This is a genomic window from Flavobacterium sp. IB48 (assembly GCF_016405855.1).
GTDB classification, from domain to species: Bacteria; Bacteroidota; Bacteroidia; order Flavobacteriales; family Flavobacteriaceae; genus Flavobacterium; species Flavobacterium ginsengisoli.
The window spans coordinates 22459-39935 of record NZ_JAEFCA010000004.1 but is presented as its reverse complement, the minus strand read 5'-3'; the positions used below and the strand labels follow the sequence as shown (position 1 = coordinate 39935).

The window sequence follows — 17477 nt, the reverse complement described above, 5'->3', positions numbered from 1 at the left end:
TTTATTTTTTAAAAAGTTGCGTTAACACCTGTCATGTAAATACGAGAAAGCGGATAACGTCCTAAATCCATTCCGAAGTTTTTAAGTCCAACTTCAGGATCCATTCCAGAATATTTTGTGATTGTAAATAAGTTTTGTCCCGAAATAAAGAATCTCAGTTTCGCTTTTCCGTTCAACCAGCTTTCTTTAACGGTATAACCAATCGAAACGTTTTTCAATCTTAAGAAAGAAGCATCTTCGATAAACAAATCAGAAATACGCCCAAAGTTGTTATTGTTATCTGTTGATGAAAGAACTGGAACATTGGTATGAGTATTTGTTGGAGACCAAGCTTCTTTAGATTCAGACAATAAGTTATAACCTGGAAAAGAAGCATTTAAACCTGTATGTTTTACAGCATTGAAAACGCTATTTCCTGCAGCTCCGTTAAAAAAGATGTTCATATCAAATCCTTTGTATCTGAAATTGGCATTCAAACTATACGTTGTTTTTGGGAAAGGACTTCCTAACACTACTCTATCGCTATTGTTGATTACGCCGTCTCCATTTTCATCTTTAAATTTAATATCTCCAGCAACTGCATTTGGCTGATACATTACACCATCTTTGTTTACATACGCTTTCACCTCATCATTACTTTGAAATAATCCGTTTGTCTGATATCCGTAGAAAGCTCCAACTGGACTTCCAACTTGATAAATATTGGCTAATGGCAAACTACGAACTCTGCTTAAACCAAGCGGCTCTAATGAATTCAAATCGTCTTTAATCGAAACAATTCTATTGCTTAAAAATCCAGCGTTTGCCGTAACATCAAATTTAAATTCTCCGCGAGTTTTTTGGTACGTTAAACTCACTTCGATTCCTTTATTTTCAACATCTCCCGAGTTTACAATTCTTCCTTGTGGCGTTCCAGAAACTCCAGGCAATTGGTCACGAACCAACATGTCTTTGTTTTTCTTTACATAAGCATCAACAGATCCAACCAAGCTATTATTTAGCATCGTAAAGTCTAAACCAATATTGGTCTGTTCAGAACTTTCCCATTTTAAATTCGGGTTTGACAATTCGCTTTCAGCATAACCATAATTAATTGATGGCACTGCTCCAATTAAAGCCTGAGTTTGTACCAAAGGCACACTAAATTGATATGGCCCAAGGTTTCCTAAGTTTCCAATTTGTCCCCAGCTTGCACGAAGTTTTAAATTGCTGATGATTGGCTCAATACCTTTCATGAAATTTTCTTCAGAAATTAACCAACCTGCGGAAACTGAAGGATAAACTTTCCAGCGGTTATTTTCTAATAATTTTGAAGTTCCGTCACGACGAACAATTCCAGAGATTAAATATTTCTGACTGAAATCGTAATTAATTCTTCCCACATAAGACGAAATAATTTCATCTGATCTTCCTGCTGCGGTCTGCTGAATTAATTTTGCATTTAATAAATAACGCTGTGATGGATCTTCATTGTCAAAACCAGTTCCTTCAACGGTATAGAAGTCTCTTTTTGTTTCTTGATACGTATATCCAGCTAGAGCTTTCAGATTATGTTTTCCGAATGATTTCTCATAAGAAATAGTCTGCTCGCTCAATAAATCTGTAGTTGTTATGTTTTTTAACGTCAATCTGTTGAAATCGAAGATCTTTCCTGGCTCTGTAACTTTTACTGTAAAGTCTGATGCATTATCTTGGATTCTTGTATAACCCCAGTTCGATTTCACTTTTAATCCTGAAACAATTTCCCATTCTGCATATGGATTGATCAAAATGGTAGAAATAGGGTTCTTATTGTCTAATCTTTTCAAATACGCTACCGGATTGATAACGTCTCCGTAAGAACCAATATATTTTTCTGGAACACCGCCAAACTGACCTGAACCATCTTCTCTATAAATCGTTGCATTTGGCGGATACAAAATTGCTGCTTGAATTGCTCCTGTATACGAACTTGACGTATTAGCAGTCTGTCCATCTGTTAATGAGTATGAAATATTTTCTCCAATTGTGAAATTATCTGCCAATTTGAAAGAAGAATTTGCTCTTACTGTATAACGTTCTCCATAAGTATTTAGCAAAATACCTTCGTTTTTTCTATAACTTCCAGAAAGAAAGAAATTAGATTTTTCTGTTTTTCCATTTACCGAAAGCGACAAATCTTGAATTTCTCCTGTACGGAAAATTTCATCCATCCAGTTGGTTTTTGTTGTTCTTGCCGTTGGTTCAAATGCAGGATCAAAAGCAGGAATTCTTGGCAAACCTGCATTGTCTCTTGCTAAATTCATAGCATCAGCATATTCTGCAGCGTTTAAAACTTGTAATTTTTTAGCAACATTCTGAAAACCTCCTTGGTAGTTTACATTCACATTAATTTTATCTGAAACTCCTTTTTTAGAAGTAATTAAAATTACCCCACCAGAAGCTCTTGCACCATAAATTGCTGCAGAAGCCGCATCTTTTAAAACGTTTATCGATGCAATATCATTTGGATTTATAGTGTTTAAAGAACCGCTGTAAATGATTCCGTCTAAAACGATTAGAGGTGTTTCAGCGTTTAAAGATCCAATACCACGAATGTTGATTGTTGGAGATGCAGTTGGATCACCACCATCGTTGATTACCGTAACTCCGGCAACTGTTCCTTGCAATAATTCAGCTGCGTTGTTGTATGTTCTGCTAGAAGTTTCTTTCATAGAAACAGAACCAACCGCTCCTAAAACTTCATTTTTTTTCACACTTCCGTAACCCATAACTACAACTTCTTGAAGCTGTTTTACGTCGGCTGCTAATTTTACCGTGATGTTTTGCGAACTCGTAACTTTTACTTCTTGTGTTATATAACCCACGTAAGAAAAAACAAGTGTCGCTTCTGAAGCGTTTACTTCTAATTTAAATGTTCCGTCAAAATCTGTTGCTGTTGCTGCGTCTGAACCTTTATCTTTAATTCCAACTCCTGGTAAAGGCATATTGTCGTCTCCTCCGAAAACAGTTCCCGAAACCATAATTTTATTCTGATCAGCAGAAGCAACTTTCTGGTTTTTCTTGATTACAATATTGTTGCTCACAATCTCATATCTAAGCACATTTCCGCAAATCTTATCCAACGCTTGTTCTAGCGTTACATTACTCAATTTTAAACTTAATTTCTGATTGGCATTTACTTGGCTGCTTTCGTACATAAAATGCACATCAACCTGATTTTCAATTTTTTGAAATATATTCTTTATACTCTCATTATCTACTTTTAAAGTCACTCTTTTGTTAATGTCAACATTCCCAGCTTTTACTGTTAGTGCGGCAAAAAACAAAGTCATAAATAGGAATAATTTTGTTCCTATTGTCCTTATGCTGGCATACCGCATTTGCTTTTCATTCATAGTTTTTAGATTTAGTGTAATTGTTTTGTTTATTAGGTTGCTACGTAGTTTTATTTTTGTTGTTTAAAGAATTATTCGATTTTGTAAACCCCAGAGTCCATTTTGTATTGGGCATTGACGATATTACACACCAGTCCAATTACCTGATCGGCAGGCAGTTCTTTAAAATAAGCGCTAATCTTTAAATCGTTTAAACTCTTGTTTTTGACTTCAATTGAAACATTGTAATTACGATTGATTGTGGCCACAACTTCAGAAAGAGGCGTTTCTTCAAAAACCATAATATTTTTTCGCCAAAGTGAAATGGTATTCAACGGAACATCTTTAAAAGCTTGAAGCTTGTTGTTTTGCGATTTAAAAATCACTTTCTGCCCTGGAGTTACATATACATTTTCATCAGTTACAGTCGATTTCACATTTACTCTCCCGGTTGCAACCGAAACTTCTTGTGTCGTTTGATCTGGATACGCTTGAACATTAAAACTGGTTCCGAGAACTCTGGTATCCATTTTATTGGTATGAATAATAAAAGGATGCTTCTTGTCTTTGGCTACGTCAAAAAAAGCTTCACCACTTAAATACACTTCTCTAGTATCGCCTTTAAATTCCTTCGGATATTTAAGAACACTTCCTGCATTTAGCCAGATTTTTGTTCCATCACTTAATTTTATTTGAGCATGTTCGCCTAGTTTTACTGCAAATTGCTTGTTTTCAACAGTATTTGATGTTGCGTAAAAAAACACTGATAATCCGACAAGGAAAACCAAAGAAGCCGCAACAGCCCAGTTTTTGTATGAAAGAGAAATAACTTTATTCGTATTCTTTATTTGTCTTAATTCTTTTTTCAGTTTTGAGCGGTCAGATTGAACCACTTCCATATTATCAAAAAAATCATCAGTACGATCGTACCATTTGTTCCACATTTCTTGTCCTTTCGGAGAGTACTTTCCTTCTAAAAAATTTTTGATTTCGTTATTTGAATTTTCAGGCATTATAATTTCTTTATGTCTTTAATAGTATGTCTTGGGAATTGTAATTTTAGGTAGGCGCAAAAGGTTACGCTTCTGTTAAGAAAAAAGCTGAGATCTTAATCTGAAGTTTACTTTTAATTGAATTCGCCCAAATGCGTACGCATAAATTTGAGCGCATACGTAATATGATATTTTACAGTTTCGATTGAAACATTCAATTCTTCGGCGATTTCTTTATTAGTATAATGTTTTACGCGACTGAGAATAAAAACCTCTTTTGATTTTTTAGGAAGTAATGATGCCGCCTCGTCAACTGCTTTTTGCAATTCATCATAATAGATAGAATCTTCGATAGCATTATAACTGGTTTGCGAAGCAGTATTTTTATCTAGAACCTCCTGAATGTATTGATCGGTAACTTCGTGCGATTTGATGTAATCTAAAGTCATGTAGCGAACCGAAGTGTAGATGTACGCGGCAAAACTTTTTTGAATCACAATTGTCTTGCGTCTTTCCCATATAGAGGTAAAAACTTCTTGCACAATTTCTTCTGAAATGGCGATTGATTTCATTCGGAGATATACAAACCGAACAAGCAGATCTCGATATCTGAAATAAAGTTCATCAAAAGCTTTGTCCTTGCCCGATTTTAATAATTCAACAAGTTCTTCGTCTGTAAACTTCTTATACATGATTCATTATTTTATGATTAATCAAATGAAAAGCGTGAGCCAAAACACTTTTTCTGATTTTGTCTTGATAATGATCGTGCTGTTTAAAAATTGGCATATATAAAGTATTGGTTTCTTCTTATATGTCTCCAAAATTAAAGCTGAGGGTAGGTCGATTAGGTTACGTTTACATTAATAAAACTCTTCTAAAACGAAACATATTATTAACATTTGAGATCGAAAATTAGCCGCTACATAAAGGTTTACAGCATTTAGAACAAAAACTAAGAAACTTTGTTTGAGATAACAGTCTTTCTCTTATAAAAAGCAGAATTGAAGCGAAAAAGTGCTTAACAAATAATTAATAGGAATGTCTTAAAATGAATTTTATTCAGTTGAAATTCTTTTCAAAAAAAATAAAAATTGAAAATGGTTGACAAAAGCAACTAAATTTATATATTTGTACCTCAACAATACAATATTACAAATCATGACTACTACGACTTCAAAAATTAGAAGTTTCAATAGATTCTATACGGCGCATTTAGATATTTTAAGCCAGCATTATTTAGACAGCGAATATTCTTTGACTGAGATACGAATTCTATATGAAATCAGCGAAAGCAAAACTATAACGGCCCAAAAAATCACAGAAATTTTAAATCTAGATAAAGGATATTTAAGCCGAATTTTAAAACGCTTTTTAAAAGAAAATTTAATTGAGAAAGTCACTTCTTCTGAAGACAAACGTGCTTTAAATATTAAATTGACTGATTCTGGAAATGAATTATTAAGCGTATTAAATGATAAATCTGAAAACAAGATTGAGGGTAAAATTGAAAAACTAAACAATTCTGAAAAAGAAATTTTAGTCGATTCGATGAATACAGTTAGAAATCTGCTGACAGAAAATAAAATAACTCGTGAAGATATTACCTATCGCCATAATATTACTCCTGGCGATATTGGCTACATTATTTATTTACACGGATTTATCTATGGAAACGAATCGAATTTTTCAACTGATTTTGAGAAATATGTAATCAAGACTTTTTACGATTTCTTAGAAAAATATTCTCCAGAAAATGACCGAATTTGGATGGCAGAATACAATAACAAAATTGTGGGATGTGTTGCTATTGTGCATCAACCTAATGAAGAAGCGCAATTGAGATGGTTTCTTCTCGATCCCGCTTTTAGAGGTCTCGGAATTGGTAAAAAACTCTTAACCGATGCCGTTGATTTTTGCAGAGAAAAGAAATTTAAAAACGTTTTTCTGCTTACCACAAATTTACAAGACAAAGCGCTTCAAATGTATAAAATGATGGGATTCGAAGTTACAAAATCTGAAGAAGTTCACGAATGGGGGAAGACATTTTATGAGGAGCGTTATGATTTGAGACTTTTCAAATAGAATTTATAAAACATCAAAATGCTTTAGCCAAAACTTCAAATGTTTAGCTAAAGCATTTTTAATATCCTCTTTTTATTTAAAAATAAGTCTAAATTTTATTGAAACAATTACATCATAGTATTAATACGAATACTAGCTTTTATAAGAGCCAATGCCGATATTTTTGATACATGAATATCTTTTGGCTGATGATGCGAATTCTGACTTACCAATTTCACATAATCCTGTCCTTGATCAGATTTCTGAACGTATTTTACAGTGATGTATTCTTCCCAGTCATTCAGTTTAACACTTAGAAGATACATTTCGCCAAAAAAGATATTTTCAAATTCCGTTTCCTTATAAAGAATAATATCTCCCGATTTCAATAAAGGATACATACTATCTCCTGTAACAGAAATTGCCCCATCGCATTTTGGAAGATTTGGAATTTTTATTGTATCCAAAATTCTTTGCGGTTCTCCGCTGCTAAAGAGCTCTCTTAAACCCGCAACCGCCTCCAAATCATACAAAGGTATTTCTTGATTTGCATGAAGCGAATCGACTGTTTTTCTATCACTATTCATAACCATAACGCTAGTATTTTCTTCTTTAATCATAGGTCCGTTTCCTGTTAACAGCCACTCTGAACTTAGGTCTGGATAATAGTGTAATATTTTACACGCTTTATCTGTTCCCATATTGCTGCTATTGTCTAAAAATTTATTAGAAAATCCTAAATCATTACAAAACTTATATTTAGTAATCCCTTTATAATCAAGATATTCCCGCACTCTTTCCGTTGACCCCATAAAAAGACGTATTATTTTACGTTAAAAATTTGTTTTAATGTATTATTTTACATTATATTTGCAAAGTAAAGAAAAATAAAATTGAAAAACAATAGGTTAAGCCAGAAAATATTGAACAACAATAAAATAAAACAATTTTAAACAACACATAAACAATTGATTTACAAAGGAAAAACAATAAATATTCGTAAAAAGAAAAATACTACCCTAAAACACAAAAAGAATGGAAAATACTACGAATCTAAAAATAGCTCTTTATAAAAAATCTGAAAACAAGAAAATAGCATTAAATCTTTAATCCAAATTAAAATGGGAACAAATCAAATCAAAGAAAAAATTCGGGAACTGGAAAATTGGCTTATCGAAAATCCAAACAGTCCTGAAAGAAGTTTAATCGAATCTGACATTAACAAATTAAAAAATCAATTAGAGAAAAATTATGAGTAAAACACAAATCGAAGAACGTATCGCATTATTATATCTAGCACTTCAATATTGTTCAGAAAGAAGCAAAACTTTTACAGCTGGAGAAAGAATCTGCATTAATCAGGAACGCTTTCAATGGATGCATATTCTGGATGATGAAACTGCTTCTCCACGCCCTGTTTCTCCAAATATTGAAAGTAAAATAAAAGAGGTTTCGAAACTTGCTTTACACCATAATTTCAAACCTTATTATGCAGATCCATTTAAAGAAGAAATATTAATTTACTAAAAGCCAATTATTATGAACACTACAACTGCAAACAATTTTAAACCCTTTGATTTAACTCAATTTTCTGCGCAACAATTAAAAGAAGCACTTCAACGAGTTGAAAACAAGAAAAATGAAGAAAGAGATGCTTATAAAAAACTAGTTGCTGAAACGATTCCAAAAGCGCTTTCTAGATTACAGCAAACTTCTGAAATGATGCAAAATGCAAAAACGGAAACTTTTAGACTGTTTGAAACTATTCTGGATTTAAAAAATCAGGTTTACGGTTTTAAAGAAAAACAAATGTCTCATACTTTTTCTAATGACAAAGAAGAAATCACAATCGGTTATCGCATTAATGAAGGTTGGGACGATACTGTAACTATTGGTATTGAAAAGGTTCAGAACTATATTTCGTCTCTTTCAACTAGTAAAGAAACTGCTTCTTTAGTCAAAATTGTTTTCAATCTTCTAAAAAAAGATGCCAAAGGAAACCTAAAAGGCTCTAGAGTTTTAGAACTTCAAAAACTGACAAAGGAGTTTAACAATGAAGAGTTTACAGATGGTGTAGAGATTATTGCTTCAGCTTTTAAACCTGTACGTTCAAGCTGGTTTATTGAAGCTTGCCGAATTGATGAAAATGGCGTAAGAACCAATATTCCGCTATCGATGTCTTCTGTAGATTTTTTACAAGGATATGCTTTTGATTTTTTTAACCAGCAAAACGAGCAAAATCATGCAGCTTAATCACGACATTTATTTATCACTGTTATTAACGATCCTGTTAATTCTAACCAATTTAAAACCGATTCTTTTATTTAGAGAATGGTTTTATTTCAAATTAAAAACAACTTTTAAACAATACCTGAATGAGCGTAAAAATAAAGCCAATTACAGATCATGAAAGCTACAAAGTAAATGAACATACTATCTTTAAAGACAGACTCGGAAACTGGAATTGCACTCATGACTTATCCCAAAAAGAACGACTGGCTTTTAATCAGTACGAAAGTATTGTAATCAAAAATCCGAGATTCAAAAAACACACAACAGCCACTTACAAAGGCTAAAAACGACCTCTCAACCTGCAGCCGAAAAAAGCAGGTAAATAAAAATGGTTCCTGTTTCTTCTTCTTTCTGAAGAGAATCAGGAACCGACAAACGGGCGATTTCTGCCCTTATAATAAACAGCCAAAACTCATTCTTTCTATTGGAATCCAAACCTAAAAAGGTTTTGGAAACAGGATTGTCATGCGGGGTTTGCTGACCTAAATTGTTAAATAAAATCTTTAACAAATACAACCTCAGAACGAGGTTCAATATAAAAATGGCATCAGGAAGTAAAACCATTTATTGAATATGATCAAATGGTTTGGCTGTCTTAAATATGATGTCTTTATAATTCAAACTATTAACTCTTTTTCAAACTTCGTTCTTCTTAAAATTTTCTTTTTTCTATCATTCAAAATATTATCTCTCATGCCTATATCTTCAAACAGAAGTCTCGGAATTCAAAAAAATAAATTAATGCGTTACAAACTCATTAAAGAACTGTATCAAAAACACAAAACGGAAGATATTCCAACTACTGTTGTGTGGCGTAAATACGTCTATCCGGTTTACCCGATTTCGAGAACTACTTTGTATGAAATTCTCTGTACACCTATCACTTCTGAACTAAAAAAAATAGAAGAACTTATGAGCAATCAAAAAAGACCTTCTTAATACTTGTAAAAGAAAAAAAACTTCTTTTTTAATCTTCAAAAGCATCCTTTTTGTGATGCAAAGATGAAGCATTTACTTCATCTAAAACGACTTCTGTTCGCTTTCCTTACAACTCTGTAAAGCCCTAGAATACAAATGTTCGCAGACCTTGCATTCATTTTATTTAGGGCTTTTTTTACCCAATCTTTGCAATCTCAAAAGGAAACAAATGAACCTCAAAAACTAGATAAATCTTCTAGTTAAGCTTCCTCAAAAAACAACTTTCAGGTTGTCTTTTAAAAACATTTTTTAATCCAACATTAAACTTTAAACACATTCAATGGAGCAGTTTTTATACCCCACTCTAACCGCATTTTTTGCCGCTTTTATCACTTGGTTTTTCTCCATGCGAAAATCATTGGCAGAAGACCGCGCAGCAGAACTCGACAATGCCGTAAGCGCCGTAAAATATTACCGTGATCTTCTGGACGATATTACAGCAAGACTTACCGCCGCTACAGAAACCATAAAAAAAATGGAAATACAGCACAAAGAACTTATGCTGATCAACCAGCAATTGGTTGACGAACTACAAAAATTTAAACAATTAAACGGAAAAAGCTCATGACACTAGCTCAAAAAACGATCGCAATCGCAACGGCACAAATTGGTGTCGAAGAAATGCCAAGAAACAGCAACTCAGGCCCTGAAGTCGAAATTTATCTACGAAGCGTCGGACTTGGTAAAGGATACGCCTGGTGCATGGCTTTTATTTATTGGTGCACACAGAACGCCGCAGCCCAAATGAATGCTAAAAATCCTTTAAAGAAAACGGGAGGTGTTTTAGATCAATACCATTCGAGACCTCTTTTAGTAAAAAAAACACCTCAACCAGGAGATATTTTCATTCTAGACTTTAATAACGGTACAGGTCACGCCGGATTTGTTGAAAAGATTGCCGGAAATACAATTTATACCATTGAAGGAAACACCAATGATTCCGGTGGCCGAGAAGGCTATAAAGTAGCCAGAAGAAAACGTGACATCAAAACCGTTAAAGGCTTTTTACGCCTCTAATACCAAAACTTAAAAATCAATCTTAATTATGACAAAAAAACTAAAATGTCTTGTTTTTTCTTTTTTCATTATCCTAATCATGATTTCGTGTCGAAGTCCGAAACCAGTGCAAAATGAAAACAAAACTCAGACTATTACTATTACAGAAACTTTACACGATACAGTTTTTAAAATTGCTAAAGACAGCAGTTCCTACAATGCATTACTAGAATGCCTTAACGGAAAAGTGATTCTTAAAAATGTTATTCAAGCCGAACCAGGGCGTACATTAAAAAGCCCAAGGGTTCGACTTGATAACAATAAACTCCAAGTAGACTGCAACCTCAAAGAACAGGAACTCTACGCGCATTGGAAATCGAAACAGGTTAAAGATGTTCAAGAGAAAACGATTACGATTACTAAGTTTACTAACTATCTCACTTTTTGGCAGAAAGTCCAAATCTGGCTAGGAAGATTGCTACTACTTATCCTGCTTTTCCTGATTGGAAGATTCTTGTACAAAACCTATAGACCTGAATGGTTTAAATAAAAAAATTTATTACTAATACTTAAAATATGTCCGCAAAATCCCATTTTTTTATAGAGTCGGGAGGTTTTCCCGCACAGTTGTCAGCTCAGGGCTTTGGACCTCAATCTGAAACTGTTTTTAACCTGACTTCTAGATTTTCTTTAGACGCGCCCAAAAAAGCCTTTTCGATTTGCAAAGGAGTTGTTTTGATCCAGCCTCAAACTGGCAATCCTGATAAAGTGAATCTAATTCTTCGTCCTTACAACCAGCCTTTTCCTGGACTAAACATCAAATATTTTATTTACAGAGGTTTGCAGAAAAGCGACTTTTTTACTGATGATGCAGAGCCTTTAGTTAAGAAGAATGAAGGATCGTATTCAGACTTTATTGACAAGATAAACATCGATTTCAACGCTTTTCATGAAGGGCGTGTAAAAAAAGAAGGCGAAACAACAACACCTATTCCTGTTCCTCCTTTCACAGCTAAATTTATTGGCTATGAGAAAGAAAAAGAGGATGATGCCACTAATGGAACCTTAGCAATCCCGCTTTCTGACTTCTTTTTCAAAGAATCAAAATTTGTTGCCGCTGGCGATACTTTTAATGAAAAAGACGATTTCGAATTACCGTTAATTGATATTGGAAAATCTTTAGGAAATTTTGCCGAAGGTTTATGCGGAATTGATGTTGTTCTAAATTACGGCGATTACAAACATGATTTTGACAATACTGAATTTGCTTTCAATTTAGAGTATGCTCGCAAGCCTTTCGCAGAAATTACAGTAAATGGTTCAACAGATTTCATTAAGAAATTACAGCGCGAACAAAGCACTCAATTTATTGATATTGCTGCTTTTTATGGTTCTCATGTTGAAAATGGAGTTGTTACAGCAACTGCTTCTGGAGAAAAAACGGAGAAAAAAGGAGTTGCTATTTACAATGATCTGCTTAATAAGTTTTCGACGAAAAACAATTGGTACGTTTATATTCAAAGCGATCGTACACGCAGTTACGATTTTTACAAAAACTATAAAATTGGTGAAGGCTCTGAAAACCTAAAAACAGGATTGCTGAAAGATACGGCAACCAATGAAGTCCCTATGACAGCCGTAACTTATGGCACTTCTGGATGGCCGGTTTTAATTAACAACCAAGAACAGGCCAATACGGTTACAACAAATAATCTGTACTTACAATTTCCAACCGACAACAATAACAACACCGCTTTTTATGGACAAATTGGTAAAGTTGCCAATGCACAAAAAGATAATTTCATTAATGCAGATGGTTTAAGATTACCGCAAGATGAGGAAGGAAATTATAGCGAGTTAACTTCTACAGTACAATTGACAACTCCTGCTATTGCCGGTAAAAATATTTCGTCTCTTAGTCTTTTGATTTATCAGGGAAAAGTGAATATGTATACCGATCAGGTAATTCCTGATGAAGAAGGAAATCCTATAATCACATATAGACAAGCAAACTTTTTTGACAATGTTTTCAATTTAATCAAGGCTGAACCTTTACTAAAATTAGGAAGTGATGAAAGTTACTCCAGAATGACTTCTGAAAAACTAAATCTTATCAATGAGTTTTATGATAAAAAACAACAGGGAATTTCGATTGTACAAACTCTAACAGTAAATGACGTTATTGAAACCGGAATTGAAGAAACACCAACTGTTGCCCGTGTTACTTATGTAACAGAAGCTGTAGATGTCATGAATAATGCTGTTTCTGCAACTGGAAGCACAACCTCAACAACTTATACATCTTCTTCAGCAGGTGGCGCAGTTGGCAATAGCAAAACGTTCCAGTTGCCTGATCCTTATTATTACAGTTTGCAGCTATTTACTGACAGTACTGAAACTATCACTGGATTAGAACTAAAAACTTTAGATGGTTCTACACCCAACAAAATTATTCTAGGATTAACGAAAGCTGAAAATGAAACTATAAAAGATTTGATTTCTAATAACATGAAAAATCCTCGATTGTTTTTGATTGATCTTTTTGAAGATGGAAGTGAATTGTTTTCTCCTGAAGGTATTAAATATCAAAAATATAGAGTTGGTATTGTGGCTGAAAATGCTGAAGGCAATAATGAATTGATAGAAAAACTAGAGAAACCTGTTTTTGTTTATTCATTGGATCGAAAATATCATTTCAGTAAGGATTATAGTGAATATACACAACAATATAACAATACAAATTCAGTAGAAATTAAATTAATTGAATAATTATGTCCGATAAAGCCGTCATTTTATTAAAACAGAATAAAACAGTAAAAATTAAAAATTTTACTAATCCACAATTTACCATTGATGGAAAAGTTATTAGTTTTTTCTCTGATAGTGGTGATAAATATATTTTTTGTGAGGAAATTAAAGTAAGCGATCTTGGAATCGATAACATACAAACTATAATTGAAGGTTATTATTCAGAAAATCATTACCTGAATTTCAAAAAAGAAAAATCTCATGCCTCTTTTTCTTCTTTGGTGATTTCAAATTTTGATAGATATTTAATTCCTGCTGCAGAAAATGATAAAATTCAAGTCGAAAAAATTAAATTTTTCACCCCTTACAAAAACGATAAAAATCTTACAAAAAAAATAACTTATGAATTAAATTTCAAATCAACTGAAAATTATATTAAAGCGGATGGTAGTATTATGGAGCCATCAAATCAAGATGAGATAGTAGAAAAAGATATGATCTTATCAGAGCATGCAAGAAATTTTTATTTTTCCAATGTAGAAACCTTAATCAGTATTGATCCTGTACTTGAATTTAGAAAAGTTTTAATATTGACTAAAGCATCTATAATTATTAACAATATTATTAATTCTATTTTTCCTCTATTAGATGATCCGGCTTTTGATGAATTGAAAATTTTACAAATAAATTTTTGGAAACAAAATATATTTGCATATTCCGATGAAAATGTACTAAATAATTATTTAGATAGGTTAAGGTCATTTTATAAAATAGCTTATGATAAGCAAAAACTATTAAAAGATTCAAGCAAAGACGAAAAATTATTTATTCTATTATTAAGTTTATCTGAAAAAGCATTATCAATATTTACTCCTGAAAATAAAATTGAATTATTAAATAAAATCTATCTAAAGAAATTAAGTATTCTAACTGAAAAAGCAGAGTACGAAAATTTAGTAATAAAAATAATTCTTTCTTTTTATCCAGATGACACAGATAGTATTAATTTATTTTTGACTCGTTTAACTAGTGAGAGACCTGAGATAAATAATGATAAAGTTTTATATCAGTGCTTATATGATAGTATGAGTACAAGTTTTGCAATTACTGAAGGAGTAATAGGCATTATAAACCATGTATTTAGTTCTGATTTTAAACCTACAAAAACCAAAGCTCAATTTGTAGAATCTATTTATACCCTATGGCATTTTAGTAAATATAACCCGTATAAAGAAGACGGGACTTATAAAGAAAATACAATCAACCTCAAATCTTCATCTCCAAGTTTAGTTACAATAACCAAAAGTACAACTAATATTAATTATACATTTAATTATACGAATTATATAGCATTTGATCCAAAATATGAAACTATAAACAGTAATAACTTCACATACAATGCAATAACTGATTTTGAACTAAAGCGACCAGATGCTGCACCAATTATAATTCCATATTATTCTGAAAAATTTTTGGGTGTTTTTTGGGATGATTATTCATTTAACTTCAAAGGTTCTAAAATAGAAGTTTATCAAAAATTAAAACCAATTTTAACCACTCCAAATACCAGTACACCTGATCCAGACGATTATATAGTTTATAATAATGGAGATGTAATCAATCAACTATATGGTACTTATGATATTTATCAACCCATCACATTATTAAATACAAATATCGAAACAAGGTCAGCTATATCACATACAAGCGGTGAAGATATTAACTTAAACGGACAAAATATTAACTCATTTATTCCTGTTTTCGTTTTAGCTTTTATAGATCAGGATTCTTCTAGAGGCAATACCGAGACATTAATAGGATACACTGTAGATGTTGCAACAACATTTGCTGGAATTACAAATTTAACAAAACTCAGACATCTAAAATGGGCTACAAAGACACTTTCAGCAACTGAAATAGGTCTTTTTACAATTGATGGTTTAAGAGTTGTCGTTGGTGGAGTAGAGTTTTCATCTGGGGTTTTAAGTTTTTTAGGAAATTTCATAGAATGTGATGAGAATAGTGAATTCTGTAAAGGAATAAAAACTTTTCTAAGTTTACTTCAACTCGCATGTCTTACTATTAATGTTGGTGATGGAATAGCGTCCTTAGCCGCCAAAAGACAGGCTAGAAATGTTGCAAATATTGCTGACAGAAATGGATCAAATTCAAATTCAGTAGACAATTTGACTCATGCATTAGGAGGAAGTGATACTGCCAGAGAAACTGCAAACAAAATTTTGCAATTTGCTGATTCATCATCTCAATTTGAAAGTCTTAATGCTATTGTGGATAGAGTAAGGCAATTGTTAACAAATAACTCAAACACGGGTCTTTTTGATATTGCTAAAAGACTATCTGGAGAACAACAGTTTATACCAACACATTACAGCCTAAATGATATGAGAGAAATAGTATCTCATTTATTTACAAAAGCTGAAGTTTTTGGCCCAGCATTTGACAAACTTTGCTCTCATTTTATGTTCATAGGTTCAAAAGAAGGAAAATTAATCAGTAAAGATAGATTAGTAAAACAAATTACTTTTTTTTATGATGAAGTTTTAAAAAGAGGATATCCCTCCGGTTTTAACAGAACTGATAAAATTTTTGAAGTTTTCTGTGGAAAAAGCAAAACTTATTTTAGCGCTAAATTTAAATTTTGGAATGAAGACACAATCAATAAAGTAGTTAACCAATTAAATGACAGCGACTTAACAAAATACATAGACGCCAATTGGTTAAATTTTAATTTTACTAAGAGAATTGAACTCGTAGTTCAAGGGTCTTCAATAAGAAAGTATATAGACGGAGAAATATTAGAGCATTTAAACGCTAGTGATTTTCTTTTAGATGCTCCAGATGATTTTGAATTTGCGTTGAGATTAAAACCTCAAGATTTTGAGGTTTTCACTTATATAGCTCGCCAATATGCAAAAGAAAAAAAACTTACATTTGACTTCCAAAATGTTTCAAATAAAGGATTTATGAAATTAGATGGAATTGAACGTCTTTTTGGTGAAAATTTTATTATTCAATTTAGACAAACCATACGTAATGATGTTAATTTCTTACCAAACAAAATTAACTTTGCGATTGTTAAAGAAGGAGGTCCTTATGACCTTGAACCATTTTTAAAATTTAAATATTAAATTATGAATACAAATATAAAGTATACAAATCAAGACGGAAATTACATTACTAACCAGCAAGTTGAAAATTTAAAATTTTTCAACAAAGAGTTTTTTTACAATAATGAACTAAAAATGGTTGAAATATACGCTCCTCAAGGAAGAACTAATAACATAATTTTAGATGGAGGTGATTATTATTTATCTTCAAATGAAAATTTAGAAACAATTATAAGTCAATATGCCTCAACTGGAAATAATTGGACATTTTTTTATAACAATCAAAATAATAATTTAGGAGACAGTTATTGGGAATATCTTTTTTATAATAAAGGAGAATTAGAAACAAAAGGCATTAAAGTTTTCAATAATGAGAAATTATTAATTGCATCATGTACCATTAATCTAGAAACAAACGAAATAGATGAGCAGAGAAAATATTTTTATGGAGATTTAAATATATATAAAAGAAACGAATATAGGTATCCTTTTTTGAGTGTATTTTATGATGAAAACAATAATGTAAGGGATATATATATATATGATGAAGACTATCAAAGTGTAGATGAGTTTTTATCATCAGCGAGTTCTAAATATTTTGATTGGAATTCACATCCATATTTTCATAATTTTACACCAATACTTCCTGTTGAAATAATTGCTTAATTTCCTGATCACCCCCCGCTGGCGCGAGCGTCCCGCTCGTGAACGCAAAGTATTTCTTACATTAGCTCAAAAATAATAAATGAGCAGAAAATACAAATTTGGAGATAAAACTGGAGCTTACTTTATAAGTTTTGCTACGGTATACTGGATAGATGTTTTTACAAGAGAAGAGTATTTTGGGGGCATTGTTGAATCATTAGATTACTGCAGAAAGAACAAGGGAATGGAGATTTATGGATATTGCATAATGCCAAGTC

At 32.2% G+C, this 17477-nt stretch carries 17 protein-coding genes and 1 pseudogene; 13 read left to right on the top strand and 5 right to left on the bottom strand.

The genetic code is table 11. The annotated features are described in order from the left end of the window. Positions 1–8 precede the first annotated feature (8 nt). The 3 genes from JC605_RS13705 to JC605_RS13695 all read right to left on the bottom strand — a co-directional run bounded on the left by JC605_RS13705 (position 9) and on the right by JC605_RS13695 (position 5040). Positions 9–3377: a TonB-dependent receptor gene (locus JC605_RS13705; RefSeq protein ID WP_198856738.1), complete on the bottom strand. Its 3369-nt coding sequence runs from the start codon at positions 3375–3377 to the stop codon at positions 9–11. Between the two features lie 71 nt (positions 3378–3448). Then, positions 3449–4369, bottom strand: a complete 921-nt coding sequence (locus JC605_RS13700; protein ID WP_198856737.1) for a FecR family protein — start codon at positions 4367–4369, stop codon at positions 3449–3451. Between the two features lie 113 nt (positions 4370–4482). Continuing rightward, positions 4483–5040: an RNA polymerase sigma-70 factor gene (locus JC605_RS13695; protein ID WP_198856736.1), complete on the bottom strand. Its 558-nt coding sequence runs from the start codon at positions 5038–5040 to the stop codon at positions 4483–4485. A 469-nt stretch (positions 5041–5509) separates the two neighbouring features. On the opposite strand from JC605_RS13695, the gene JC605_RS13690 reads away from it, so the two are divergent. After that, a complete protein-coding gene (locus JC605_RS13690; RefSeq protein WP_198856735.1) occupies positions 5510–6433 on the top strand; it encodes a bifunctional helix-turn-helix transcriptional regulator/GNAT family N-acetyltransferase in 924 nt (307 codons plus the stop codon). A gap of 107 nt (positions 6434–6540) precedes the next feature. On the opposite strand, the gene JC605_RS13685 is transcribed toward JC605_RS13690, so the two are convergent. Next, positions 6541–7224: a S24 family peptidase gene (locus JC605_RS13685; protein WP_233074110.1), complete on the bottom strand. Its 684-nt coding sequence runs from the start codon at positions 7222–7224 to the stop codon at positions 6541–6543. Between the two features lie 309 nt (positions 7225–7533). Here JC605_RS13685 and JC605_RS13680 point away from each other — a divergent pair, with 309 nt between their 5' ends. The 4 genes from JC605_RS13680 (at position 7534) to JC605_RS13665 (ending at position 8988) form a co-directional block, all read left to right on the top strand. After that, positions 7534–7671, top strand: a complete 138-nt coding sequence (locus tag JC605_RS13680; protein ID WP_198856734.1) for a hypothetical protein — start codon at positions 7534–7536, stop codon at positions 7669–7671. Next, positions 7664–7939 carry a hypothetical protein gene (locus JC605_RS13675; RefSeq protein WP_198856733.1) on the top strand — a complete coding sequence of 92 codons (276 nt, stop codon included), beginning with the start codon at positions 7664–7666 and terminating at the stop codon, positions 7937–7939. Before JC605_RS13680 ends, JC605_RS13675 begins: the two co-directional genes overlap by 8 nt. A gap of 12 nt (positions 7940–7951) precedes the next feature. Then, positions 7952–8665 (top strand): DUF3164 family protein, encoded by a 714-nt coding sequence (locus JC605_RS13670; protein WP_198856732.1) that lies wholly within the window; start codon positions 7952–7954, stop codon positions 8663–8665. Between the two features lie 122 nt (positions 8666–8787). Next, positions 8788–8988 (top strand): hypothetical protein, encoded by a 201-nt coding sequence (locus JC605_RS13665; protein ID WP_198856731.1) that lies wholly within the window; start codon positions 8788–8790, stop codon positions 8986–8988. Between the two features lie 10 nt (positions 8989–8998). Here JC605_RS13665 and JC605_RS23735 read toward each other — a convergent pair whose 3' ends face one another. Next, the gene (locus JC605_RS23735) at positions 8999–9268 is read right to left on the bottom strand and encodes a hypothetical protein (protein WP_233074109.1); all 270 of its coding nucleotides are present in this window, start codon (positions 9266–9268) and stop codon (positions 8999–9001) included. A gap of 129 nt (positions 9269–9397) precedes the next feature. Between JC605_RS23735 and JC605_RS13655 the strand changes: the two genes are divergently transcribed. From JC605_RS13655 to JC605_RS23730, 8 genes and pseudogenes are all read left to right on the top strand, one after another. Then, positions 9398–9643, top strand: a complete 246-nt coding sequence (locus JC605_RS13655; protein ID WP_099720049.1) for a hypothetical protein — start codon at positions 9398–9400, stop codon at positions 9641–9643. Positions 9644–9962: 319 nt separating this feature from the next. Further along, the gene (locus JC605_RS13650; RefSeq protein WP_095931269.1) at positions 9963–10250 is read left to right on the top strand and encodes a methyl-accepting chemotaxis protein; all 288 of its coding nucleotides are present in this window, start codon (positions 9963–9965) and stop codon (positions 10248–10250) included. Beyond that, positions 10247–10699 carry a CHAP domain-containing protein gene (locus JC605_RS13645; RefSeq protein ID WP_198856729.1) on the top strand — a complete coding sequence of 151 codons (453 nt, stop codon included), beginning with the start codon at positions 10247–10249 and terminating at the stop codon, positions 10697–10699. The genes JC605_RS13650 and JC605_RS13645 overlap by 4 nt, the downstream gene beginning before the upstream one ends. 28 nt (positions 10700–10727) lie before the next feature. Further along, on the top strand, positions 10728–11228 hold the full coding sequence (locus JC605_RS13640; protein ID WP_198856728.1) for a hypothetical protein: 501 nt from the start codon (positions 10728–10730) through the stop codon (positions 11226–11228). A 26-nt stretch (positions 11229–11254) separates the two neighbouring features. Beyond that, entirely contained in the window at positions 11255–13447 is a 2193-nt protein-coding gene (locus tag JC605_RS13635; protein WP_198856727.1) for a hypothetical protein, read from the top strand. Positions 13448–13449: 2 nt separating this feature from the next. Further along, positions 13450–16575 (top strand): hypothetical protein, encoded by a 3126-nt coding sequence (locus JC605_RS13630; RefSeq protein WP_198856726.1) that lies wholly within the window; start codon positions 13450–13452, stop codon positions 16573–16575. Between the two features lie 3 nt (positions 16576–16578). After that, complete coding sequence (locus JC605_RS13625; RefSeq protein ID WP_198856725.1) at positions 16579–17220, top strand: hypothetical protein; 642 nt, start codon at positions 16579–16581, stop codon at positions 17218–17220. 79 nt (positions 17221–17299) lie between these two features. Next, positions 17300–17477 (top strand): annotated as a pseudogene (locus JC605_RS23730) (transposase); the annotation flags it as partial.